Genomic DNA, 23,909 nt, shown 5'->3' on the forward strand with positions numbered 1-23,909 from the left:
CGGGTGTGAGGCGCTCAGTCGGGATTGGAGATGTGCAACACTCCCGCTGCCCGGATATCACCCGAACGGATGGCCAGCAAGGCCTCTTCGGCCTGCTCCAGCGGATAAGGAGTGACACGGGGCTCCAGCGACCCGGAGGCTGCCAGGTCCAGCATTTCGGACACGTCTTTCCGGGTGACGTTGGCGACTGAGGTCAGGGATTTTTCCATCCAAAGCTGGCGCGCGTAATCCAGGTTGGTGAGCTTGTCCTGGTCGCCGGATTCCTTGCGAATGGCATTGACCACCAGGCGGCCGCCGGGTTCGAGGGCGTCCAGTGCGCAAAGCACGGGTAGCCAGGCCGGTGTGGTATCGATGATGGCGCGCAAGGAGGTCGGAGGACTTTCCTGCGTGTCACCTGTCCAGGCAGCGCCCATTTGCTCCGCGATGGCACGTTCCTTTTCGCTTCGCGCGAAAACGAAAACCGGCGAATCGGGAAAGCGATGGCGCGCGATCTGCAAAACCAATTGACCGGACGCACCGAAACCCGTCAGCCCCAGAGACGCTCCGTTGTCGAGGTCGCAAAGCTTCAGGGCGCGATAGCCCACCGCTCCGGCACACAGCAATGGCGCTGCCGATTCCAGGTCGAGTTGCGCCGGAAGCGGATAGACAAAAGGTTCGTCAGCGACCAGATAGTCAGCATAGCCGCCCGGGGCATCACGCCCGCAGGCGCTGAAGTCCGGGCACAGGTTTTCCAGACCCCTGCGGCAGAACTCGCAGTCGCCGCAGGCAGAGTGAATCCAGGCCACCCCTACCTTGGCGCCGATCAGGCGCCGGGAACAGTCCGGGCCCTCGGCAACGACGGTCCCGATGATTTGATGACCTGGCGTCATGGGCAGGCTGACCGGTGGGGTACGGCCTTCGATTTCATCGAGTTCGGTGTGGCAAACGCCGCAGTAATGGACGTGAATCAGGACCTCGCCCGACCCGGGACGAGGCGTGGGTATTTGATCCAATTCGAGGAGTGACTGTGTCCGGGACAACAAACCCAGTCGCTGAATGCGCAGTGCGCGCATCCGGTCCGGAATCTCAGTGCACTGGTCCCGCGCTGACATCATTCGCCAGTACCGGCGAGTTCCTCTTCAATGGAGCGCAGCTCTTTCTCCGCGAGGCGCTGAATTTCCTGCAGCACCTCCAGGTTTTCGAGTTGTATTGCCTGCTCCTCCGAATCGGCCGCAAGTCCGCCTGCGAGATCCGCCCGGATGGCCTTGAGGCGTTTGAGCAACTCGTCCCGCCGGTCTAGCAACTGCTTGAATTGATCGGTCATTCTGCGTACCTCCAATTTGCCGGATCAAGGTGAAGCCAGGTTCATCATGCGGTCCGCCCGTCAGCGCGGGCTTGATCCCGGTCACACATTGTCGGAAATCGTCGGTTAGAATAAAAGTGCACCTGAATATTCAACCACGGGAGAACTGCATGTCCGGATATCGCAAAATCGCCGTCGCCGTCGACCTCAGCAATGAATCGAACATCATAATCCGCCGTGCGATGGATGTGGCCTCCGATGGTTCCGAGGTGCATCTCGTCTATGTTCAGGAACCTATGGACTCCGTCTACATGGGTGTGGTTCCTTACGGTCCGGTTTTCGTGGGAATGGACGAGGTCGAGGAAAACCTCAAGAAGGAACTCGAGGGCAAATTGAAAGTTCTGGGTGAAGAATTCGGCGTGCCCGAGGCACAACGTCATTTTCTCAACGGCGTGCCCGCCCGCGAAATCCATCGATTCACCGAAGAGGCCGACATCGACCTGGTCGTGCTTGGCACGCATGGTCAAAAGGGCGTGCAGTTACTGCTCGGGTCCACTGCGAACTCGGTTTTGCATGGTTGCTGTTGCGATGTGCTGGCAGTCCGTATTCTGGAAGAGGCCGATTAAGGCCGGTTCACGTCGTCATGACCGAAGTCTGAAGCGCCTGCATCATGGCCGGAAAACGGTTCGATTCTCCGGCACCGATGGCTTGGCTGACCGTGTTTTTCGCGGTTTTGGTCTGGTCGGCCTGGAAACCGCACGACTACCCGACGTGGTGGCTTGAAGTCAGCCCGGCGTTGTTGGCTTTACTGATTCTCGGTGCCACCCGGAATCGATTTCCGCTTACGCCGCTCGCATATACCCTGATTCTGATTCACGCCGTCATTCTCATGGTCGGAGGGCATTACACCTATGCGGAAGTTCCTGCAGGTGATTGGTTACGTGAGATCACCGACGGTTCGCGCAACAATTACGACAAGCTCGGGCATCTGGCCCAGGGTTTCATCCCGGCCATCGTGGCTCGCGAGATACTGATCCGCAACCGGGTGCTGGCGCGCCGGGGCTGGCTCAGCCTGTTCGTCATCAGTGTGTGTCTGGCATTCAGCGCGTTGTACGAACTCATCGAATGGTGGGTGGCCCTCATCAGCCAGCAGGCCGCTGAATCCTTCCTCGGAACCCAGGGCTATGTTTGGGATACGCAAAGTGACATGTTCTTCGCCTTGCTGGGCGCGAGTGCGGCGCTGATTCTGCTGGCCCGATGGCACGATCGGCAGATTGCCGCTCTCGGAGCGTGATAACCGACCGGCCAGTCGTAGAGCAGCAGATCGGACCCGAGACGTTCGAGTACCGTCCGGGATTTCTGGGGCGGGACCATGCGGACGGGCTTCTGCAATACCTGTGGCGTGGCGTGGTCTGGCACCAGGATCCCATTGTCATGTTCGGCAGGCGAGTTCTGCAGCCGCGTCTGACCGCCTGGTTCGGCGATGCCGGTGCCCGATATCGTTACAGCGGCCTCGATCTGGAGCCGGATTCCTGGCCACGCCGCCTGGCGGAGCTCAAAGACAGCCTGCAGCGGGAATTGGAACAAAGCTTCAATTCCGTTCTGGTCAACGCCTACCGCGATGGCCGGGATTGCATGGGGTGGCACGCCGATGACGAACCCGAACTCGGGCCCGTGCCGACGATTGCATCGCTCAGTCTGGGCGCGACTCGTCGGTTCCTGATTCGTCGGGGAAACGGTGGGCCGAGTACACCGATGGATCTCGAACACGGCAGTCTGCTGGTCATGCGCGGCGATGCCCAGTCGCGTTATCGCCACGCTGTGCCCCGGACTGCACGTCCGGTGGGGTTACGCATCAATCTGACGTTCCGTCACGTCCGTCAGGCATGAGCCTGTGCGGTTTCGGCGGAGGGTGATCGGCTCAACCCGCGTTGATCGCAAAAACGGCTGATCCTGGCATCGATGCCCGCCGCGTCGAGACCGGCGGCCTTGAGGCATTCTTCGCGGCTTCCGTGCTCGATGAAGTGATCTTCCAGGCCCAGATTGAGAACCGGTATCTGCACGCCTTCCGTGGCGAGCAGTTCGTTTACCGCGCTGCCTGCGCCACCGGCGATCGCGTTTTCCTCAATGGTCACCAGCGCCTGGTGTTGTTCCGCTGCCAGCAGAATCGCGTCCCGATCCAGAGGTTTGACGAAACGCATGTTCCACAGCGACTCGTCCCAACGGTCGGCGATCTCGCGGCATGGTTGAACCATGCTGCCGAACGCCAGCATTGCGACTCCCTGTCCTGACCGGATGCGGTCGGCCTTGCCAACCGGCAGAGTATCCAGCCCCGCTTCGATGCGGGTGCCCGGTCCCTTTCCGCGGGGATAGCGAACGGCGGCCGGCCCCGCATGGCGAAATCCCGTGGTCAGCATCAGGCGGCACTCGTTCTCGTCGGCGGGTGCCATGACCAGCATGTTGGGAATGCAGCGCAGGAAGCTCAGATCGAAGCTGCCTGCATGGGTGGGTCCGTCCGGTCCGACAAGGCCTGCGCGGTCGATAGCGAACAGGACGGGCAGGTTCTGCAGGGCGACATCATGAATGAGCTGGTCGTATGCGCGCTGCAGGAATGTACTGTAAATGGCAACGACCGGATGGGCTGATTCGCAGGCCATGCCGGCACCCAGGGTGACGCTGTGCTGTTCCGCGATGCCGACATCGAAATACCGGTCCGGGAAGCGCCGGTGAAATTCCACCATGCCGGAGCCTTCCCGCATGGCCGGAGTGATCGCCAGCAAAGAGGGATCCTTCTCGGCCATGTCGCATAACCACTGTCCGAATACCTCGGTGTAGGTTGGTGGGCCGGGTGGTGTACCGGCCGATGTGTCGACACCTTTGCTGGGGTCGAACGGCCCCACAGCGTGGTATCTGACCGGATCCTTCTCCGCCGGCTCGTAACCTTTGCCTTTGGACGTGATGATATGAAGCAGATTGGGACCCTTGATGTCCCGTACCGTGCGGATTGTGCGCACCAGGGTCGGCAGGTCGTGGCCGTCGATGGGGCCGAGATAATTGAAACCCAGTTCTTCGAACAGCGTGCTGGGCATCACCATGCCCTTGATGTGCTCTTCCCAGCGACTCATGAACCTCCAGGTTCGTGAATCCCTCTGCATGATCTGCTTGCTGCGCTCACGCAGTCCCGTGACCGTCGGTCCGCTCATCAGGCGTCCGAGCATCTTGGTCAGCGCACCGACGTTGGGAGAAATGGACATCTGGTTTTCATTCAGAACCACCAGAATGTCACTGTCCAGATCACCGCCGTGATTGAGGGCTTCATAGGCCATGCCGGCGGTCATGGCGCCATCTCCGATGACGGCAACACACCGCCGGTTTTCTCCCTGTGCACGGGCGGCGACGGCCATGCCGAGGGCGGCGCTGATCGAAGTCGAGGAATGGCCCGTGCCGAAGGTGTCGTAGGGGCTCTCCGTCCGTTTCGGGAAGGGTGCCAGCCCGCTGCGTTTCTTGATGGTGGTGATACGGTCGGCTCGTCCACACAGAATCTTGTGTGGATAGGCCTGGTGGCCGACGTCCCAGACAATCCTGTCGTGTGGTGTGTCATACAGGTAGTGCAGGGCGACGGTCAATTCAACGCAACCCAGTCCCGCTCCGAAGTGCCCACCACTGGTGGCGACCGATTCAATCAGGTATTGCCGCAGTTCATGGGCGAATTCGGGTAACCGGGCTTCGTCCAACTGGCGCAGGTCGGGTGGCGCGGTCACCTGGCTGAGGAGCGGAAATTTCGTTGCGTTCATGTAGTGTATTCTAGCGCTGGTACGGACCGCAGGCTAACGATCGCGGCGAATCATGTAGCTGGCCAGCCACGCGAGGGGGCGGGTATCGCCATCAATGGCGCTCAGGCAGTCCAGCGCTTCGTCCAGCAGGCTTTCCGCGGCACGGGTTGATTCGTCCACCCCGATGAGGGCGGGAAACGTCGGTTGGTTGCGGGCCGCGTCGGCGTGGGCCGCCTTGCCGGTCAGTGTCGCGTCGCCGGTCACGTCCAGAATGTCGTCCCGGATCTGGAATCCCAGTCCGACACAGTCACCGAACCGGGTCAGCCGATCGTGCTCAGCGGAGTCCCGAGTGCCCAGTTCAGCGGCCGCGGTGATTGAATAACGAATCAGGGCTCCGGTCTTCAGACGATGAATCTGCTTGAGTTCCTGCAGGTCGGCGTTGCGACCGGTCACGCCCAGATCCAGCATCTGCCCACCGGCCATTCCGGTCGAACCGCAGGCTTCGGCCAGGCTGGCGACCAGTCGGCAGCGTGGCTCGGGCGGAATGGCGGTGCAGGAGGCCAGGGTCTTGAAAGCCAATGCCTGTAGTGCGTCTCCTGCCAGAATTGCCGTGGCTTCGCCAAATGCCAGGTGACAGGTGGGCCTGCCCCGGCGCAGCTCATCATCGTCCATCGCGGGCAGATCGTCGTGAATCAGGGAGTAGGCGTGAATGAACTCGATGGCACAGGCGATGGCGTCGAGTCCCGCGGGCGTAACCGCGAACGCATGTCCGGAGGCGTAGGTGAGCATGGGCCGAATTCGCTTGCCTCCGGCCAACGCGGAGTAGCGCATGGCTTCGTGCAGCCGGCAGGGCGGCGTGTCGTTCGGTGGCAGGACCTGTTCGAGGAAACGGTTCAGACGGTCGCGCCAGCGATTCAACTGACCTTCGATGTCAGTCGTCGTCGTCAAAGGCTTGCGGCGCGGTCGAGTCGACTTCCTGGTCCAGCATGTCTATGGTCTGCTGTGCGTCGTCGAGTATGGATTGGCACATGCGGGTCAATTCGACACCGCGTTTGAAGTGTTTCAACGAGTCGTCGAGACTGAGATCTCCGGATTCCAGGCTTGCGACGAGATCCTCCAACTCTTGCAAGGCTTCCTCGAAGTCGGGTTTCTGTTCGGGTCCGGTCTTTGTTTCGGTGTTCATGGCAAATCCTGGGGAGCGGGCGCAGGCGACACTAACTCAGCGTACCCGACCGGTCAATTGTGGGCTGATGGCAGGCCGCACGCAATTTCATCAGCAGTTCGTCCCGCGGCTTCCACCGATAGACGGAGTGTTTTTCGCTCAGCAGGGTCCGCCAGGTGTGAGACAGGGTCCAGTCCCCGATCGCCAGCGGCTCATCCTCCCGGTACAGCACTGGCACGGCGTTCCGCAACCAGGGCGGAATACCCTGTTCGCGCATCAGTTCCTTGAGCTTTCGTCGGGGTCCGCCCGGTGAAATCTGAAGTCCGGGCCCGGCCCGGCGGGGTCCCACGCGAAATCGGTGTTTGCAGGATATCGCCGCGTCAACGCTCAATGTTCCGAAATCCGGGTTCAGTTCGAGCTGTCCGCTGCCGTCCCACTTTCTTTCCGGGCAGGAAGCAGGATAGGCGATGGGGTGCAGCCACAGGAGGCTGCCATGCCGTTTGATTTGCCAGCCGGCCCAGCGAAGCTCGGGTGCCGAGTCGGGGGACGCACGACCGGTAAGCTGATCCAGAAATTCGCTGAGGCGGCGCTCCGGCGGTGGCAACAGGTCACGTTCGCGAATCCACTGGCGCAGGAGCAAGGCCGCGTACACCCGTGGCAACGCGGAAAGTCCGGAAATTTCGAACGTATAAGGGTCAACGAGCCTTTTGCCAAACCGCGTGGCGAGATCGTCGTTGAGCGTATCCAGGGTTTCACGGGCATGCTGCGCCGTTCGCGACAGGCTGCCTGGTAATCCTGGCCAACGGGTGTGCAGCAGGGGCAATACTTCGTGGCGTAGAAAATTGCGGTCCAGGGAAGTGTCCCGATTCGACGGGTCCTCGATCCACTCGATGTTGCGGTCCCTGAGGTACGATTCGATTTCCGAACGGGTAACATTCAGCATTGGGCGGGCCACCCAGCCGCTACCCAGTGGGCGCAATTTGGGGATGGAAGCGATTCCGTCCAGACCACTGCCGCGCAGCAGATTGAGCAACAGGGTTTCGGCCCGGTCATTCTGCTGGTGGGCCGTGAGGTAGACCGTGCCGGCCTCCATCAGCGTCGTGACCACCCGGTATCGCTCCGCGCGGGCCCGAGTCTCGGGGCTGCGCCCCGGCGGGACATCGATGTCGAGGTTTTCAACACGGATCGGAATTCCGCGATGCGCGCAGAAGGCTTCGCAATGAGTTTTCCATTTCCCGGCATTTTCGTGCAGACCATGATTGAAATGAACGGCGCTGACTGTCGCCGGACATCGGTCACCCAGCTCATGTAACGCCGCCAGCAGGGCGCTGGAATCCGCCCCGCCGCTGAACCCGACCAGATAGCGGTGCGCGCGCGGCAGGTCATGGAGGCGTGCTAACAGGCGTTCGCCGTTGAAGCCTTCGGCAGCCCGATTCACGATGTCCTGCCGCAGTTCAGTCCTGGAACTTGCCGAAAGAGAGCAGACGTTGATAGCGCTCTTCGAGCAGACTGGACGACTCCACCGCGCAGAGTTCGTCCAGCTGGCTTTCGATGCAGTCCGCGATGCGATCGGCGACTTCGTCGGGTTGCTTGTGCGCGCCGCCCAGGGGTTCCGGGATGATTTCGTCGATCAGGCCCAGCGATTTCAGGCGATCGGAAGTTATCCCCAGTGCGGTGGCGGCTTCTTCGGCGTTACTCGCGTCCTTCCACAGGATCGACGCGCAGCCTTCCGGAGATATCACCGAGTAAGTGCTGTACTGGAGCATATTGACGCGATCACCGACACCAATGGCCAGTGCGCCACCGGAACCGCCTTCCCCGATGATCGTGCAGACAATGGGAACCTGCAGACGAGCCATTACTGAGAGATTGCGGGCAATGGCTTCAGACTGACCCCGTTCTTCCGCGCCCACACCCGGGTAGGCGCCGGGAGTATCGATGAACGTAATGAGAGGCAGACGAAAACGCTCGGCCATATGCATCAGCCGCAAAGCTTTGCGGTAGCCTTCCGGGCGGGGCATGCCGAAGTTGCGAAAGACTTTCGCTTTGGTGTCACGACCCTTCTGCTGGCCGATGAACATCACGGCTCGATCCCTGAACCGGGCTGGTCCGCCGACGATGGCGTGGTCATCCGCGAACGCCCGGTCTCCGTGCAACTCATGGAATTCGTCGAAAATTTTCTCGATGTAATCCAGAGAGTAGGGGCGTAACGGGTGCCGGCTGATCTGGGACACCTGCCAGGGCGACAGGTTGTTGAAAATGTTTTCGATTTTCTGCTGCATTTTCGACTGCAGCCGTTGAATCTCTTCGTCGAGATTGATGGCATTGTCGGAACCGACGTTCCGGAGTTCGTCGATTTTTGCCTGCAGTTCGGCAATGGGCTGCTCAAAATCGAGAAAGTTCGGGTTCATGGTGTGTTCTCGGCGTGCGGTGAGCGCATTATAACGTGCCGGGCAATCGGGGCTGTGTATGGATCAGCCGTCAGCGCCCCAGAGACCGGTCGGACCGGGTGGTCTCGCCGGCACCTGTTTGATGGTCCAGTTTTCCAGCGCCCAGGCCCAGGTCGATTCAAAGTCCACAAGCGGAGGCGGGTGTCCCAGAAATTCGAGAGCGGCGCGCAGCGCATGGATTTCCTCACCCGAGCGTACGGGGTCAGATGCAGTGCTCTTGCTCAGTTTTCCGCCGTCCGCGCCCATCACCACCGGAACGTGCGCGTAATCGGGCGCAGGCAGCCCGAGGCAGCTCAGCACATGAATCTGGCGGGCGGTAGAATCGAGCAGGTCGGCACCTCGAACCACGTCCGTGATGCCCTGAAATGCATCATCGAGTGCTACGGCGAGTTGGTAAGCGGCCAGACCATCGGCGCGGCGGATGACGAAATCGCCGGCAACGGACAAATCGCAGCTAACCGGCCCCTGTATTCGATCGACGAACCGTACCCGTTCGGCCGGAACACGCAGTCGGACGGCGCGTGGTTTGCGGCCGGGCGGCAATCCGTTCGCGCAGGTTCCGGGATAGGAGCCGTCCGCGTTGAGATCACGGCGCGAGCATCCGCACCAATAGGCCAGTCCGTTGGCCAGCAGAGACTGGATGGCCTCCGCATACGCCGCAAACCGTTCGCTTTGGAAAACAATGGGCCGGTCCGAGGTCATGCCGAACCGGGCCAGATCAGTGACAATGCGCTCAGCGCTCCCGCTGACCACTCGGGGAGGGTCGAGATCCTCAATGCGTATCAACCAGTCACCGTGATGTCGTCGGGCTTCGAGGTAGCTGGCCAGGGCGGCCACCAGTGAGCCGAAATGCAGGTCACCGGTCGGGGAGGGCGCGAATCGCCCAACATAGTGAATGTGATGGTGACGCCCCATGGCGCCGCAGTTTACTGCAATTAACGGGGCAATCGCTGACCTGGAGGTTGGTTCGGGCGGTCGGCTCTTACTGCCCGACCACCTGCGAGTTTTCCTTGAGAAACGCGCCCGCGATCAGCTTGACACCACATTGCCACAGGATGGCCAGGCTGGGCGTGTCGGCGACTTCGTCCGCGATAACGATCGCGCCGCGTTCTTCGGCGCCGTCCACGATGGCGCGGATCGCTTCCTGGTTGGCGGAATTCGTCGTCAGATTCTCAGTGAAGGACCGGTGGAGTTTCACGTATTTCGCTTCGAGGTGCTCAAGGGTCTGTTGATGCCGGACTTCGGTTCCAAAATCCGCTATGGAGAAATGGCAGCCCAGTGACGCAAGCTCCTGCATCAACCTCTGCGTGGGCTTCAGGTTGCTGTGCGCACTGGCCGCGCCGATCTGAAGAATAATTCGTTCGCCGTCAGTGCAATGGCTTGATACCTGCTCGGTAAACCAGGCTGGGAAGGCATAATCGAGCACTGAGTTCGTGCTCAGATTGATAATTTGACGATCGCTCGATTCCGCGAAGCCCTTCAACAATCCAGGAATGATGATTCGATCGACCTGGCCGGCCAGATCATTGCGGTCCGCGATTGCCAGGTATTCGCTGGGCGGTAGGTCTCCAGCTTCGTCGCGCATGTAGACGAAATTTTCGACCAGATGGTCTCCCTCCCCGTCGAGATCGACAATGGGCTGTTGCACCGCGTAGAAATCCCCGTTGCCCAATGCGAAACGGATGCGATCGACCCACTGACGGTCGTCTTCGAAGCTGGTCACCGCAGTCAACTGCGGTCGGAAAGTGATGTAGGCATTGCCTTTCTGTGCCGCCTCCAATTGGGCGCGGCGGGCACCGGCAATGACTGCAGTGGCATCTTTTGCCAAACGTCCAAGGGTCGCGATGCCAATACTGCAAGTCACCGTGAACGAGCGGTCTCCCAGTTCGGTCAGGTGCCGGGCGAAGGCATCCAGGATTTGCTGTGCGCAGGCCTCCATTGCTTCCATGTTCGGACGGGTAGCGAGCAGTGCGAAACCGTGATCGCTGACCCGTGCCGCAAAGTCGTTTTCGTCGGCTGCGCCGACCAGCACGCCGGCCAGTTCGACCAGGAATTCGTCCATGTGTGCGACGTCGAGTTCATCGTTCAGATCGGACATGCCATCCGGTTCGATGTACAGGACGGCGGAAACCTTGCCGCTTGTGGGTGAATCCTCAAGCCCCGTCTTGACCCGATCGACGAGTGCTCTTTTGTTTCCGAGCTTGGTGACAGGGTCCATGACTCGCAGCCGTTCGAGTTCAGCGACCAGTTCGGCGGCTTCATTCGATTCCTGGACCATCATTTGAATGCAATCTTCACCGTTGAAACGTGCGGCGGAGAACGTGAGTGTCGCATCGAATTCCGAGCCGTCAGGCCGGTGTACCGCGACCGCGACGCCCTGATCGGGAAAGTCGCCTTTGGACAGGCCACGAAGCAGCTTCTTCAGGTCGCCTTGTTCCAGTTTCATCATTTCCAACAGGGAGATACCGTTGATTTCTTCTGCCGATTCGACGTGCAGTGCTTCGAGGTATGCGCGATTGGCGTACACATGCAGGCCTTCGTGGATGTAGGCGATGGCTTCGCGGGAACTGTCCAGCAAAAGGTCATATCGATGCTCGAGTTCTTCGAGCCGGGATTTCTGAATGAGAAACTGACTGCTCTCGCTCGAACGGATCATCAGGCGCCGGACAGTCCCGGTGAGCAGGGATTCGTCGCCGGAATGAATAACCAGGCAGGCGGTGGCGTGCAGGTGCCGGAGCAGGGAGTCGGGATCTTCCAGGTCAATGTACAAAGCCAGTGGAATGCCCAAATCCTGGGTCAGGGCGCTGATCTCTTCCAGGCTCGCGAGTTTTTCATCCGGTTGACGGAAAAGCACCAGCAGCGGTCGTGTCTGATCGATCGCGCGCTTGACCTCCGCTGCTTTGGAGGTGTGTATTACGTGAATTTTAATTCCGGAGTTACGAAGCAGGGAATTGACGTGTTCCGCGCATTCGGGGGAACGGTCGACGACGAGCAGGTTCGCGCTTTCCATAGCTAAAGATCTCCAACCCCTTTTCCTTGGGGATTTTTACACGACTTATCAGTTGGAATCAATTAATTATAGGGGTTTTCTAGAATTCCTGTTCCAATCTGATTGTGCAGTTGCCCGATCGATTATGGACGAATGGAGCGAAATTTGACAGCGCTCGCACTGATTCGGGCTCAAATACGGTGGCGGGGACAGGTGCCGAAGAAGATCACGGAATGGTGCAAACACTATTATGCGAAATGTGTTTCGCGAAACGGTTCTGGTTGTGGCCCACGGCGGCCAGGTTTGTGTGAATCAATGGGGCGATTCGCGATAGAATGGGCGTTTTGCCCGGAATGAGGTTGCCCGACCGTTCCGGGTCATGAAACGTGGATTGTGGAGGAAGGGATGGCGACGTACAGCACCAATGAATTTCGCGGTGGATTGAAGATCATCCTGGATGGCGATCCGTACACCATCGTGGAAAACGAATTCGTTAAACCGGGAAAAGGGCAGGCCTTCAACCGCGTAAAAGTACGGAACCTGAAGAGCGGCCGAGTGATCGAGCGCACCTTCCGGTCCGGCGAATCGGTGGAAGCCGCTGACATCTTCGAATTGAATGTCCAGTACCTGTATAACGATGGCGAGTTCTGGCACTTTATGGATCAGGATACCTTCGATCAGCACGCGTGTGCCAAGGAACGAATGGGAGACGCGACCCTGTGGCTGAAGGAAGAAGATATCTGCCTGATGATGCTTTACAACGGTGAGCCTCTGAGTGTGACCCCACCGAACTTCACCGAGTTGAGGATTGTCGAGACGGATCCGGGTGTGCGCGGCGATACGTCCGGTGGTGGCGGCAAGCCGGCGACCCTGGAAACCGGCGCGACCGTGCGGGTACCCTTGTTCGTCAACAACGATGAAGTCATTCGGGTCGATACCCGGACCGGCGAGTACGTTTCCCGGGTGAAAGATTGAATGACCCGGATGGCGATTTCGGTATGAGCGGCGGCCGGTGACGGAAACCGTCCTCCTGAACGCGGCCTGGGTCGTGCCCGTGCGGCCGCGCGGTACCGTGTTCGAGCAGCACTCGGTCGTCATCGAGCGGGGTCGAATCACAGCACTCCTGCCGACAAAGGTAGCGCAGTCGCGCTTTCAGGGTGTGCGGGAAGTCAATCTCGGTCATCACGTACTCCTGCCTGGTCTGATCAACATGCACACGCATTCGCCGATGACCCTTTTGCGAGGCTACGCGGATGACAGGGATATGCAGTCATGGCTGCGGGAGGACATCTGGCCGCTCGAAGCCCGTTTCGTATCTCCGGAATTCGTCGCGGACGGCTCCCGATTGGCTATCGTAGAAATGATTCGGGCCGGCACGACCTGCTTCAACGAAAATTATTTCTTTCCCGATGCCATCGCAGCCGCAGCCGATTCCGCTGGAATGCGGGCGTGTATTGGTCTGCCCATCATCGAAATGTCGACTGCCTGGGCTGAAACGGTTGATGACTGTTTTGCCCGTGGCATGCAGCTTGCCGAATCCTACGCCTCGCATTCCAGGCTGCAGTTCAGCCTGGCGCCACATGCGCCATATACGGTGGGGGACCCGACCCTCGAACGCATCGCGACGTATTCCGCCACACAGCAAATGCCGGTTCACATGCACCTGCTCGAGACCGCTTGGGAAGTCCAACAGTCCCTGGAGCAGTACGGAAAGTCACCCCTCGAACGCTTGGACGCGAATGGTCTGCTCGACGAGCGTTTGTTGGCGGTACACATGACACAGCTGGAGTCTTCAGATATCGAGACGCTGGCTCAGCATCACGTCAATATCGTGCATTGCCCCGAATCAAATCTGAAACTTGCGAGTGGAATCTGTCCTCTGGTTGAGCTCCTGGAGGCCGGGATAAACCTGTGCATTGGCACCGACGGAGCAGCCAGCAACAATGACCTCGACCTGCTGGCTGAGGCCCGCGCCGCGGCGCTGCTGGCCAAGGGAATCTCGAACGATGCGACGCAACCCGATGCCTTTACGACGCTTGAAATGCTCACCATCAATGCGGCCCATGCGCTGGGCATCGAGGATACTGTCGGTTCCATCGAAGCCGACAAGGCAGCCGACCTGGTGGCGTTGGATCTGAATCAGGCCCGCACCCTGCCGGTGCATGACGTCGTCTCTGCGATCATTTATTCCGCGGCCAGCGCGCAGTTCAGCGATGTCTGGGTCGCCGGGCGTCGGCTGATGAAGGGCGGCTCTTTGTGCACTCTGGATGAGGCCGACGTGCTGGCCCGGGCTGTGAACTGGGGTCGGCGAATCGCCGCCGGACGTACGGTGGCCTGATGATGGTAGATCAGCGCCCCACCAATCTCGATGAGTCGGAGCGTTTGCGGTTCGACAATGAAGCGGCGGCCTGGTGGGACCCTGCGGGACCATTTCGGCCGCTGCATGACCTGAATCCTGCGCGATTGCGCTACGTGGCTGAACGTGTCGCGCTCGATGGTCGTACGGTGCTCGACGTAGGTTGCGGGGGTGGGATACTGGCCGAAGCGCTTGCCCGCCAGGGGGCGAAAGTCACGGGCCTGGACATCGCGCCTTCGGTTCTGGCTGTGGCCCGCTTGCACCTGCTCGAGTCAGGATTGGACGTGGACTACAGGCAGTCAACCATTGAAGAGTTCGCTGAACAGAGTCCAGCCTCTTTTGATGTCATAACCTGCATGGAAATGCTGGAACATGTCCCCGATCCCCGGTCCGTCATCCGGGCCATCGCGACGCGGGTCAAACCGGGCGGTCACGTGTTCGTTTCAACGCTCAACAGAACCATTCCGGCTTTTCTCCTGGGGATCGTTGGTGCCGAGTACGTCGCGCGGCTGTTGCCGCGGGGAACACATCGATACGACCGGTTCATTCGTCCGTCGGAACTGGCTGCCACGGCACGCCAGGCGGGCTTGCGGGTGCGCGATATCACCGGACTGCACTACGAGCCGGTGTCGCGCACGGTCAGGACCGGCGGTCATGTTCGGATCAACTACCTCGCCCACCTCCAGCGCCCACACGATCAATGATTATTTCCGCGCTGCTGTTCGATCTCGATGGCACCCTGATCGATTCCGCGCCGGATCTCGTTGGCGCGTTGAACTGGTTACGTGGTCGGGAAGGGCTGGCTCCGGTCGATGTGGGACAGTTTGCCGTACATGCCGCCGAGGGCGCGGCGGGATTGCTGAGTGCCGGTATGCCGCCCGCCGATTCTCGACAACTGGAAGACTGGAAGCAGGCGTTTTTGGAGCAATATGCCCGCCACAGTTTTGAGAATTCGAGTTTGTATGAGGGAATTCCCCAACTGCTGGATTATCTCGATGCCAATGACGTGCCATGGGGCATCGTGACCAATAAGCACGAGCGACTGACCCATCCCGTCCTGCAGGCGGCGGGACTCGCGGATCGCGCCGGATGCGTGATCTGTGGCGATACCCTTGCGCAGACCAAACCGCATCCCGCACCGGTTCTGCGTGCCTGCGAGGATTTGGATGTACGTCCGGCGCAGGCGCTGTTCGCCGGCGATGATGTGCGCGATCTGGAGGCGGGCCGGGCAGCCGGAACATCGGTCGCGGCCATCATGTACGGCTATGGTTCGGGAAAATTCAATGAGGTTCTGGTCGGTGACAGTCTGATCGTGGAGCATCCGCGGGTCTTGCAGGCCTTTCTGGAGGCCAAGCGTGGCCCGGCTACGGAAACGGCCAGGAGCTGACGGGGGTGGAGGCGCCGGACACTTTCAAGGATTTCGCCCAGGGGTTCGTGTTCGAGTCCGAGCCGGTGCTGGGTCGTGTCGTGCGCCTTGAAGACAGCTGGCGGGCGGTTCTGTCACGATCTCAGCCGCATCAGTCCGCCCGTGAGTTGCTTGGCCAGGCGCTGGTTGCAGCGGCACTGTTGATCGCTGACCGGAAATCCAGCAGTTCGCTCGGCGTCCAGATCCAGTCGTCCGGTTCGCTGCGCCTGCTTCAGGCCCAATGCTCCAACACGGGTTTCCTGCGCGGCCTGGTGCGCTCAGATGGCGCCATCCACCCGTCCGATCTGGAAGGCGCGCTTCTTGCCGTCCAACTGGAAGCAGGGAAGGGCGGGTCAACCTACCAGGGGATCGTGGAAATGGGTTCGGGTGGCATTGGTCCGGCGCTGGAAGCTTATTTTCGTCAATCCGAACAATTGGCGACCTTCCTGAGGCTGTTTGCAGATGAGCATCGTTGCGGCGGGTTGCTGTTGCAGCGCGTTCCCGGTCGCCTGACCGACGAGGATGCATGGAACCGCCTGACCACCCTGGCTTCGAGCATCACGGCAGAAGAAGTGTTGAATCTCGGGTCAGGTGCTATCGTTCGCCGGTTGTTTGGCGAAGAGGATGTTCGTCTGTTCCAACCTTCCCGATTGGAATTTCGCTGCCGGTGTTCAAAGCCCCGGGTGCGGAATGTGTTGAAGGCGCTTGGGCGAGACGACATCATGAGTCTGCTCGAGGAACGCGGCCAGATCGAAGTCGATTGCGAGCATTGCGGGAAAGGCTATGTATTCGATGCGGTCGATACGGTGGCTTTGTTCAGGGGGGTTCGCGCCGGGGGCAGCGGGACCCCGGAGCTGCACTGAACAACCACCATGCCGGCCGCGCCGAAGGAAAATGACATTCTGTTCTGCACCGATCTGGTGAATCGCATTCGCGCACCGTTTCAGATCAGTAGCCGTTATGCGCCGAAGGACGCGCAGCTGCGTCTTTTGGCAGGCCATGCGTTCCTGTGTGCGATTGAGGAGGCGGTCGGAAGCACGCGCGATCCCGGAGTGGCGCGGGCTCGTCTCGCCTGGTGGCACCATGAATTGCTCGAGTCGAATTCTTCCGGGAGTCAACATCCCATCCCGAGGTTGCTGGCGGACTCGGGGGCTTTCAAAACCCTGGACAGGGACTGCATCAAAACTGAGTTGCAGGCGGCCATGGCGCGCGTGGACCGTGAGGCGCTCGTCAGTCAGCAGGCGCTGGCGCAGATGTGCCGCGAATTGGGGGAAAACCAATGGAAGCTGGAACGCAGCCTTGGGATTTCCGCCTCAAAAACCGCGAAAGCCGTTCCGCCCCGGGTTTGTGCGGTTGGACTCATGCAGGTCTTTCGTGAAAGTCTGCGGTCCGCTTTTCTCGGTTTCTGGTGGATTCCTTTGGCGGTGAGTGCACGAATCGGTGTTTCCCGGGATGCTCTGCCCCGTCGGATCGATCGTTCGTGCGCGTCCGCGCTGCTCCAGGTCATTCAGGAGACGCTGGATCTGCAGCATTCAATGGGCGAGGCCGTCGGGGCGGGAGGCTTGCCCGGCAGTTCGGACGACGTGCCGGCAGTTCGGCACTGGAGCGTTTACGCCCGGCTGGAGTCCGAGCGGCTGGCTCGTTTACGCGCGTCAGCGCACGAGGACTGGTTGGCAGAATTGTCTCGATTGCGTCTCGCCGATGTCTGGATTGCATGGCGGCAGGCGCGACGATTTCGTCACCTGGCCGATGATCGGCAGGAACGAGTTGGCGGCCGGTGATTTCGGATCCGGCCAACCGGCCTGGTGCATGGCGAACGCGGCGGGAAGGTCACCGGATTGCAGCGTGTCCCTGGAGACTACTTATTCAGTTTGTCCGGTCCATTACCGGCTGTTTTCTCGTAAACTCCGGCTCCGGCTTTCTTGTATTGGGTAAATCCGTGTCGTTCGATGTTCTCTCGGGAAAGAGTGTCGTCCGACGTTGGCAGGGAGGCGGCGGAAATGACTCGTTTGAGCGGTGCGCCACAGTCCGGACAGGCTGCCAGGGGAGGGTCGCTTAATTTTTGCAGTGCCTCCAGACCCGATTCGCACTGCGGACAGCTGCGACTGGTTGTGGCGCGGTATTCGTATATTGGCATCGATCGTACCCGGATTATATGGACCATGACCCGGCGCAAGGGTCGCGCGTAAGCCAGCATAAAGGGCTCCCTGCGCCCCGGGGCATGGATGCTTGACGGCGAAGCTGCTCAGCGCCGGCCGGTTCCGGAGCAGCTTGCGCAATATTGTGTTCCCGGTCAACCGCAGTTGATGGCGACGGGATCACCGATTTCTCCACGTGACGCATTATTGGCGGATCGTCACTCGTTACAGATGCAGGAGTGCAGTTTCCCATGAGTTCAGGCGGACAAAGACAGGTGGTAATGATAACCGGAGCCGGTGGGGCCCTGGGTGCCGAACTGGCCAGCGGCTTTGCGCGCCGGAATTGGGAGCCGATACTGCTTGACCGTACGACAAAGCGGCTCGATCCGGTCCGCAGGCGAATCGTAGCGGAAACCGGCCGAGAACCGTTTATCCAACCCGCGGATCTGGCTGGAATCGGACCTGACGAGTGCGCCGACATGGTCTGCGCAATCGGTTCGGGACCCGGGCGCCTGGATGCGTTGATTCATTGCGCCGCCTCCTTCGAGGGTTTGACTCCCATCCACCAGATTCCACCGGAGACATGGTTGCGGGATTTCCAGGTGAACGTGCATGCCGCGTGGTTGCTGACGACCCATTGTCTGCCGCTGCTGCGGGCTGCGGAAAGGTCGAGCCTCATCTTCGTACTGGATGATCTGGAGCGGGTTGCCGGACCCTTCTGGGGCAGTTACGGGGTCTCAAAATGGGCTGTCAAGGCCATGTCGTCGCAGTTTGCAGCCGACTTGAAGACTGCCCAGGTTGACGTTCACGCCGTTGACCCGGGGCCGATGCCGTCCGATCTGCGGGCCCGGGCCTATCATGACGAGAACCCCTCTGATCTTTCACCTCCGGAAGGTCCGGCACGAAAAATCATTGAGCTGGTCGAAACTCGGGGTGAACCCGCTGGTAGGCAACCCGGTCTCGCGACCTGAGCGCCGGGTTCGACGAGGCGGTTTAAACGCCGCAGTACCCGGGAATATCGCTTCTGCGTCCCTGACACCCTTCACCCGGCGTATGCCAGGTGGCGTATAAGCCGACCGACGGTATTGGATTTCCTGCCGTTGCGGAAGCAGACGGCAGCAGATAGGGTTTGGGTCGGCAACCGAGCCTTGGCCGCATGCACATGCCGCCATGGGAAAAGACAATCCGGGAGACAATCATGTCGGACGACTTGTTTTTGAAAATCATCCAGCGGGAAATCGATGCGGATATCGTGTACGAAACGGATGAGCTGCTGGCATTCCGGGATATCAATCCTCAGGCACCCACGCATATCCTCATCATTCCCAAAGAGCACATCAGAACCCTTGATGATCTACAAGCTGATCACGCGGGTCTGGTCGGCCGCATGGTGCTGGCGGCCGCCGAAATCGCACGTGAACAAGGGCTTGCCCAAGATGGATACCGATTGGTCGTCAACTGCAGGGAAGCGGGTGGGCAAATGGTCTACCACATTCACCTGCACCTGCTCGGGGGGCGCCAAATGACATGGCCGCCTGGCTAGCCGAGGCCTCATGACGGTTCATGTGCTGCCCATTTCTGGCGCGCTACGGATCATGGTTCCAACGGCCCGAAAGAGTGCCCCTGCGTGGTGCAGGGGCAAACCTTTCTCGTTGGAGCGAAACCATGCAGTCCGATCTCAGATCTTGAATCTCAGAGATCAGTACGAGCGGAAGTCCCGGCCGGGATCACGGATGAAGTCACCGCCGAACCCGCCTCGGGAGCACAGCCCTGTATCGCCTACCACAGGAACGTTATTGAACGTAGCCAGGGCCGCTCCTGATTGACCCATCACCGCCACGGAAGCCTTGCCACATCCCAGAGACACTTCCATGGCCATCCCGGTACCTTCCGGCAGCGTGATTCGGATGGCATCGGCGCCAGAGCCGTTCCCGGTTACGAGTACGGAGCGTCCAGTCCCGTTTCCAGTTACTTGCACGGACCGCCCAGTTCCGTTTCCAGTTACATCTACCGCTGAACCCGTACCGTTGCCAGTTACGAGGACAGAACGGCCTGTCCCATTTCCAGTAACTTCACGAGAAGACCCCGTGCCGTTTCCGGTTACCTCGACGGAGAATCCTGTGCCGTTCCCGGTCACATGTGCGGCTGAACCCGTGCCATTTCCCGTTACATGGACAGCCGAGCCTGTGCCGTTGCCTGTCACTTCTAAAGAAGATCCAGTTCCGTTGCCAGTCACGTGAAGGGAGGCTCCAGTGCCGTTGCCGGTGACTTCAACATCCATTGGAGGCGCAGAAAGCGCAACTTCCGTTAGCGTAAGGTTTGCATAGGAGCCCGTCAGTGGGGCAACTCCCGCAAAGACACTTCCATCAAAAATCCATGAGACCGCCATAGTGCCATTATTGGCAACTAATTGAAGCGTGCCAGCAGGATTTATGTTTCCGCTGGCCTGAACGGTCGACGCAAATGTACCTAAGGCGATCACGCACGCAAACACAGCGCGTGGCACTAATGAAATGCAGCGCTGTATACCAGTGCCAGACTTTTCGATCCCTGTGCCTGACTTTTCGATTCCCGTGCCGGATTTTTCAATTCCGGTTCCGGACTTCTCTATTCCGGTTCCGGAGCGTTCAACTCCGGTTCCGCTTCTTTCAATGGTCCAACGAGACATAGCTTTGCTCCTTCATTTCAGGTGGTGACTGGTCCGCGAGCGGTTTGATCCGCCTTCTACGACCCAGGCTGCTAAACACCAACCCGAGAGGAGTTTGAGTAACTATATCCCCCTTCTAATCACTCTCCTCCTGTTCGGGTTCGTGGTCACTCCACTGGTACCAACCGATTCCCACGGTCATTTGGCCAGCGTCTTTCTTGGGCTCCTCAAATTCTTCGAGAAGCGCCTCCCCTTCCTTAATTTGTTTATCTAGTAAATCTCGTGCTTTAAGACGAAACTCTTTATAGCGATCAGATGACAGCCGATACGTCCATCTGCCCTGCTGAGGGACTCGAAATTCCGGCAAGCAATTCATATTGTGAATCACCGCGCTCAATACTCTTGATGCTTCCAAGAAAGCAATTTCAGTGTGCTTGACCTTGTCATCTGTTAACGGCAAATAGGTTCGTGAAAGGATATCTACGGTCTCGATCTCGCCTGAATTCACTCGTATGCTTCCCCACTTCAGAAGCCTGTCCATAACCGTCTTAACCGTAATGTTTCGACCGATAGATCGAAGCACTAAGCCTTGAAAGGTTTTTCCCTTGCCGGCAATCGGCAGTGAGGCCGGTTGCCCGGTTTCTGGGTCTTGGAAATAGGGGTCGCTACACCACATGTCGATCAACGCATTTTCAGGGTTTACGTTTTGAGTTTGAATTGTTGTTTCCAGGTTCTGCTTCAAAACCTGGGATACCACTCGGGTATCCAAACCCGTCATCAGGGCCAAGGCACTCTTGGTTGGTTTCGAGCCTTCCCGCACGAGTTTCTTTTCAGCCTCTTCCACGTAGATGGCTTTGAGGATGTCGACAAGCGCCGGCAGCGAGACCGTGCCGATGACCAATCGCACGACTTTGCTAAAAACCTGGCTCAGAAAATAGCCAATAGACTTTGAGTCGTCGGAAAGACGGTTTGTGTCCTGCATGGCAAGGCCTGGCACTTTTCAGTCTCCTGAAAAATCGCTTCCTTCACACTTGGAAATCCGTCTCTCTGAAGCTGGCCCGTCCGTGCCCTCGAACGGGTACCTGAATTAGGTTTGGACCATTTAACATCAACGAAGATGTTATATCAATAGATCGTCATAAATTACTGACTTTCAAAAGATAGTGGCCAGCTCCTGAGCCCGGGTGTCCTTGAAGTCCATGTGTGCCGGGATCCTGGGGTTTAAAAGAGGTGCCCACCATCCCTGTGGGCACCAGTCGCAGAGCTGACCGGCGATATCGGTCGTCGCTCATTACATCCGTGTTGATTATGCGCCCGGAATCCTTCCGGACGCTGACTTCCTTGTCAAAACTTCAGGATAACTTCCTGTTTATCCTTGGAAACTCCGTTTCCCTGCCGCACTGTTCCGCGGCCAATCCCACCGTCCTTGGTGGGCAATTCAGTGCAGTAGGGGTCGCTTGCGCGATCCGAACTGTTCCTCAGGATCGGCTGAAAACCGGTTTTCGGTAACTGCGATGGCAGAACATGGCAGGACCGAATCTGCGGTTACAGAAGCCACAACATCAAGGTATCCGATCTGAGATTCACGAATTCCAGTACCAGAACGTTCCACGTAGTGAAGCGACTCCTCCCAATCGATCAAGGACATTCGTGAGGCTTGTGCTCCGAACTGTCGCTCGCACCAGGATACTGCTTGTTTCCGATCGCTGGCGGCGATCAACAAGGATCCGGTCGCATGTTGGAGGAAAAAGTACATGCTGAAAATATACCTTAAGTAGCCGCTTCTGTCTATAGCCAATTTTGCATTTAGACTTTTTTGCATTTAGACACTTGCGTCTATAGACAAAATTGGCTATGATGTGTCCCACAAGGATGGAAAAGGCAGGGATTGCCCACTCCATGGCAGAAGGATCTGCAGACCTTGTGAAAGGCAAGGACGCACTTTGCGGGTGGCGAGACGTCCGCAAGACGGCCAGGAACATCACGGAAGATGTTCCTGGCCGTTTTTCTTTGTGGGCAGCACAATGCCAAGCCCTGACAGTCACCGCAGATGACCGACCCGACCCGACCCGACCCGGCGGGGCTCCCCGCTTGACCCGGTTCTGGCTGTGTCTCCGCTGAAGGATTCGAGGTGGCGCCTGCCCAGAGATCGTCGATCCATGACAAACATAATTGTCGGCAGCGTGCGGCTGTCTGCCGCTTTGCGTCGACGGCGATGTCGTGTGTGGCAGTTGCTTGCTGGGTGCTCGGCCCGGGTAAGCTTCCGGAGTCGGGGTGGAACTGAGGGCGGGGAGTTAGAAGTCCGCGCGACCGGGTACCCTGGGATAGGGGATGACGTCCCGGATATTGGCTATTCCGGTGATGTAGCCGACCAGCCGTTCAAAGCCCAGTCCGAAACCGGCGTGGGGCACCGATCCGTAGCGACGCAGGTCGAGATACCAATCGTAGGTTTCTGTGTCCAGTCCGTCTTCGCGCATTCGGCGCTCCAGAACATCGAGTCGCTCTTCGCGCTGCGAACCGCCGATGATTTCACCGATACCGGGTGCCAGGACATCCATGGCGGCAACCGTTTTCTGATCGTCGTTCAGGCGCATGTAAAATGCCTTGATCTCCGCGGGGTAGTTCTTGATGATCACTGGCGCCTTGAAGTGCTTCTCGGTGAGGTAGCGCTCATGCTCGGTCTGCAGGTCCAGGCCCCATTGCGCGGCGAACTCGAACGAACGCTTCGATTTCTGCAAAATGGAAATGGCTTCAGAATAGTCGATAGCGATGAATGGCTGGTCGACCAGATGCTGTAAACGGTTAATTGCCTCGGGTTCTATCTGTCGCGCAAAGAAGGCCATATCCGACTCGCAATGCTCGAGAGTCTCCCTGGCAACATACTTGAGGAAATCTTCCGCGCAAGCGGCCAGGTCTTCCAGGTCCGCAAACGCGATTTCGGGTTCGACCATCCAGAATTCTGCAAGATGCCGCGGCGTGTTCGAATTCTCGGCCCGAAATGTCGGACCAAACGTATAGACCTTGCTGAGTGCCAGGCAATAGCCTTCGACATTCAGTTGGCCTGATACCGTGAGAAAGGTTTCGCGCCCGAAGAAATCCCTGGAAAAGTCTACGCTGCCTTCGGGTGTGGCGGGAAGGTTGGCCAGATCGAGGGTGCTCACCCGGAACATCTCGCCAGCGCCCTCGGCATCCGACGTCGTGATGATCGGCGTCGTGATCCAGTAATAGCCACGTTCCTGGAAGTACCGGTGTATGGCCGACGCCACGGCGTTGCGAACGCGCGTCACGGCCCCAAAAGTGTTGGTGCGTGGCCTTAAGTGCGCGACGTCCCGGAGGAATTCGAAGGAATGCCGCTTCGGCTGAATGGGGTAGGTGTCCGGATCTTGCACCCAGCCTACAACCCGGACCGAATCCGCCTGGATTTCGACCGACTGACCTCGACCGGATGATTCGACCAGAAGGCCATGGCATTCCACGGCGCAGCCGGACGTCAGGTTTTTCACCTCATCCTCGTAGTTTTCAAGCTCGGCCGGGGCCACGATCTGAATCGGGTCGAAACAGGAGCCGTCGTTCAGGTGGAGAAACGACAGGCCCGCTTTGGAATCCCGGCGGGTTCGAATCCAGCCGCGCACGCCAATCCTGGAACCCACGACGGCGCTGTCGGTCAAAGCCGACTTGATGCTGATGAAAGACATGTGATTGAGTTG

Annotated in this window: 24 protein-coding genes; 11 read left to right on the forward strand and 13 right to left on the reverse strand. The window is 59.1% G+C overall.

All coding sequences use genetic code 11. The features are described 5' to 3' along the window. Window positions 1-14: 14 nt before the first annotated feature. Together V3330_RS07870 and V3330_RS07875 are read right to left on the reverse strand one after the other, a co-directional pair. Complete coding sequence (locus tag V3330_RS07870) at window positions 15-1,094, reverse strand: alcohol dehydrogenase catalytic domain-containing protein (RefSeq protein WP_354694853.1); 1,080 nt, start codon at window positions 1,092-1,094, stop codon at window positions 15-17. Continuing rightward, window positions 1,091-1,303 (reverse strand): hypothetical protein, encoded by a 213-nt coding sequence (locus tag V3330_RS07875; protein ID WP_354694854.1) that lies wholly within the window; start codon window positions 1,301-1,303, stop codon window positions 1,091-1,093. Before V3330_RS07875 ends, V3330_RS07870 begins: the two co-directional genes overlap by 4 nt. Before the next feature lie 149 nt (window positions 1,304-1,452). Here V3330_RS07875 and V3330_RS07880 point away from each other — a divergent pair, with 149 nt between their 5' ends. The 3 genes from V3330_RS07880 to V3330_RS07890 are packed head-to-tail and all read left to right on the forward strand — an operon-like array spanning window position 1,453 to window position 3,172. After that, window positions 1,453-1,908, forward strand: coding sequence for a universal stress protein (locus V3330_RS07880; RefSeq protein ID WP_354694855.1), 456 nt, complete (start codon window positions 1,453-1,455; stop codon window positions 1,906-1,908). Window positions 1,909-1,952: 44 nt separating this feature from the next. Next, window positions 1,953-2,576 (forward strand): DUF2238 domain-containing protein, encoded by a 624-nt coding sequence (locus tag V3330_RS07885; RefSeq protein ID WP_354694856.1) that lies wholly within the window; start codon window positions 1,953-1,955, stop codon window positions 2,574-2,576. Further along, the gene (locus V3330_RS07890) at window positions 2,540-3,172 is read left to right on the forward strand and encodes an alpha-ketoglutarate-dependent dioxygenase AlkB family protein (RefSeq protein WP_354694857.1); all 633 of its coding nucleotides are present in this window, start codon (window positions 2,540-2,542) and stop codon (window positions 3,170-3,172) included. Before V3330_RS07885 ends, V3330_RS07890 begins: the two co-directional genes overlap by 37 nt. On the opposite strand, the gene dxs is transcribed toward V3330_RS07890, so the two are convergent. The 7 genes from dxs to V3330_RS07925 all read right to left on the reverse strand — a co-directional run bounded on the left by dxs (window position 3,163) and on the right by V3330_RS07925 (window position 11,677). Then, on the reverse strand, window positions 3,163-5,076 hold the full coding sequence (gene dxs / locus V3330_RS07895; protein WP_354694858.1) for a 1-deoxy-D-xylulose-5-phosphate synthase: 1,914 nt from the start codon (window positions 5,074-5,076) through the stop codon (window positions 3,163-3,165). The two genes, V3330_RS07890 and dxs, sit on opposite strands and share 10 nt — an antisense overlap. Window positions 5,077-5,109: 33 nt before the next feature. Further along, a complete protein-coding gene (locus V3330_RS07900) occupies window positions 5,110-6,003 on the reverse strand; it encodes a polyprenyl synthetase family protein (protein WP_354694859.1) in 894 nt (297 codons plus the stop codon). Then, window positions 5,987-6,238: an exodeoxyribonuclease VII small subunit gene (xseB, locus tag V3330_RS07905; RefSeq protein ID WP_354694860.1), complete on the reverse strand. Its 252-nt coding sequence runs from the start codon at window positions 6,236-6,238 to the stop codon at window positions 5,987-5,989. Before xseB ends, V3330_RS07900 begins: the two co-directional genes overlap by 17 nt. A 31-nt stretch (window positions 6,239-6,269) precedes the next feature. After that, entirely contained in the window at window positions 6,270-7,655 is a 1,386-nt protein-coding gene (tilS, locus tag V3330_RS07910; RefSeq protein ID WP_354694861.1) for a tRNA lysidine(34) synthetase TilS, read from the reverse strand. Window positions 7,656-7,671: 16 nt separating this feature from the next. Continuing rightward, complete coding sequence (locus V3330_RS07915) at window positions 7,672-8,628, reverse strand: acetyl-CoA carboxylase carboxyltransferase subunit alpha (RefSeq protein WP_354694862.1); 957 nt, start codon at window positions 8,626-8,628, stop codon at window positions 7,672-7,674. A 63-nt stretch (window positions 8,629-8,691) separates the two neighbouring features. Beyond that, the gene (gene gluQRS, locus V3330_RS07920) at window positions 8,692-9,582 is read right to left on the reverse strand and encodes a tRNA glutamyl-Q(34) synthetase GluQRS (protein ID WP_354694863.1); all 891 of its coding nucleotides are present in this window, start codon (window positions 9,580-9,582) and stop codon (window positions 8,692-8,694) included. A gap of 67 nt (window positions 9,583-9,649) precedes the next feature. After that, entirely contained in the window at window positions 9,650-11,677 is a 2,028-nt protein-coding gene (locus V3330_RS07925; RefSeq protein ID WP_354694864.1) for an EAL domain-containing protein, read from the reverse strand. 384 nt (window positions 11,678-12,061) lie between these two features. On the opposite strand from V3330_RS07925, the gene efp reads away from it, so the two are divergent. The 6 genes from efp to V3330_RS07955 are packed head-to-tail and all read left to right on the forward strand — an operon-like array spanning window position 12,062 to window position 17,198. After that, the gene (efp, locus tag V3330_RS07930) at window positions 12,062-12,631 is read left to right on the forward strand and encodes an elongation factor P (protein WP_354694865.1); all 570 of its coding nucleotides are present in this window, start codon (window positions 12,062-12,064) and stop codon (window positions 12,629-12,631) included. 37 nt (window positions 12,632-12,668) lie between these two features. Continuing rightward, entirely contained in the window at window positions 12,669-13,994 is a 1,326-nt protein-coding gene (locus tag V3330_RS07935) for a TRZ/ATZ family hydrolase (protein WP_354694866.1), read from the forward strand. Beyond that, window positions 13,994-14,716 (forward strand): bifunctional 2-polyprenyl-6-hydroxyphenol methylase/3-demethylubiquinol 3-O-methyltransferase UbiG, encoded by a 723-nt coding sequence (gene ubiG, locus V3330_RS07940; RefSeq protein WP_354694867.1) that lies wholly within the window; start codon window positions 13,994-13,996, stop codon window positions 14,714-14,716. Before V3330_RS07935 ends, ubiG begins: the two co-directional genes overlap by 1 nt. Beyond that, entirely contained in the window at window positions 14,713-15,399 is a 687-nt protein-coding gene (locus V3330_RS07945) for an HAD-IA family hydrolase (protein ID WP_354694868.1), read from the forward strand. The genes ubiG and V3330_RS07945 overlap by 4 nt, the downstream gene beginning before the upstream one ends. Window positions 15,400-15,404: 5 nt before the next feature. After that, on the forward strand, window positions 15,405-16,280 hold the full coding sequence (gene hslO / locus V3330_RS07950; protein WP_354694869.1) for an Hsp33 family molecular chaperone HslO: 876 nt from the start codon (window positions 15,405-15,407) through the stop codon (window positions 16,278-16,280). 9 nt (window positions 16,281-16,289) lie between these two features. After that, window positions 16,290-17,198 (forward strand): squalene/phytoene synthase family protein, encoded by a 909-nt coding sequence (locus V3330_RS07955; RefSeq protein WP_354694870.1) that lies wholly within the window; start codon window positions 16,290-16,292, stop codon window positions 17,196-17,198. A 77-nt stretch (window positions 17,199-17,275) separates the two neighbouring features. Here the strand turns inward: V3330_RS07955 and V3330_RS07960 are convergent, their stop codons facing one another. Next, entirely contained in the window at window positions 17,276-17,614 is a 339-nt protein-coding gene (locus V3330_RS07960; RefSeq protein ID WP_354694871.1) for an FmdB family zinc ribbon protein, read from the reverse strand. 222 nt (window positions 17,615-17,836) lie between these two features. Between V3330_RS07960 and V3330_RS07965 the strand changes: the two genes are divergently transcribed. Together V3330_RS07965 and V3330_RS07970 are read left to right on the forward strand one after the other, a co-directional pair. Continuing rightward, on the forward strand, window positions 17,837-18,526 hold the full coding sequence (locus V3330_RS07965) for an SDR family NAD(P)-dependent oxidoreductase (RefSeq protein ID WP_354694982.1): 690 nt from the start codon (window positions 17,837-17,839) through the stop codon (window positions 18,524-18,526). Window positions 18,527-18,753: 227 nt separating this feature from the next. Beyond that, the gene (locus V3330_RS07970; protein ID WP_354694872.1) at window positions 18,754-19,098 is read left to right on the forward strand and encodes a histidine triad nucleotide-binding protein; all 345 of its coding nucleotides are present in this window, start codon (window positions 18,754-18,756) and stop codon (window positions 19,096-19,098) included. 156 nt (window positions 19,099-19,254) lie between these two features. On the opposite strand, the gene V3330_RS07975 is transcribed toward V3330_RS07970, so the two are convergent. From V3330_RS07975 to asnS, 3 genes are all read right to left on the reverse strand, one after another. Further along, a complete protein-coding gene (locus tag V3330_RS07975; RefSeq protein ID WP_354694873.1) occupies window positions 19,255-20,223 on the reverse strand; it encodes a hypothetical protein in 969 nt (322 codons plus the stop codon). 115 nt (window positions 20,224-20,338) lie between these two features. Beyond that, window positions 20,339-21,199, reverse strand: coding sequence for a DUF6502 family protein (locus V3330_RS07980; RefSeq protein WP_354694874.1), 861 nt, complete (start codon window positions 21,197-21,199; stop codon window positions 20,339-20,341). Window positions 21,200-22,496: 1,297 nt separating this feature from the next. Further along, a complete protein-coding gene (gene asnS, locus V3330_RS07985; protein WP_354694875.1) occupies window positions 22,497-23,897 on the reverse strand; it encodes an asparagine--tRNA ligase in 1,401 nt (466 codons plus the stop codon). Window positions 23,898-23,909: the final 12 nt, after the last annotated feature.

The organism is Elongatibacter sediminis, assembly GCF_037892215.1.
Taxonomy (GTDB): domain Bacteria; phylum Pseudomonadota; class Gammaproteobacteria; order Xanthomonadales; family SZUA-36; genus Elongatibacter; species Elongatibacter sediminis.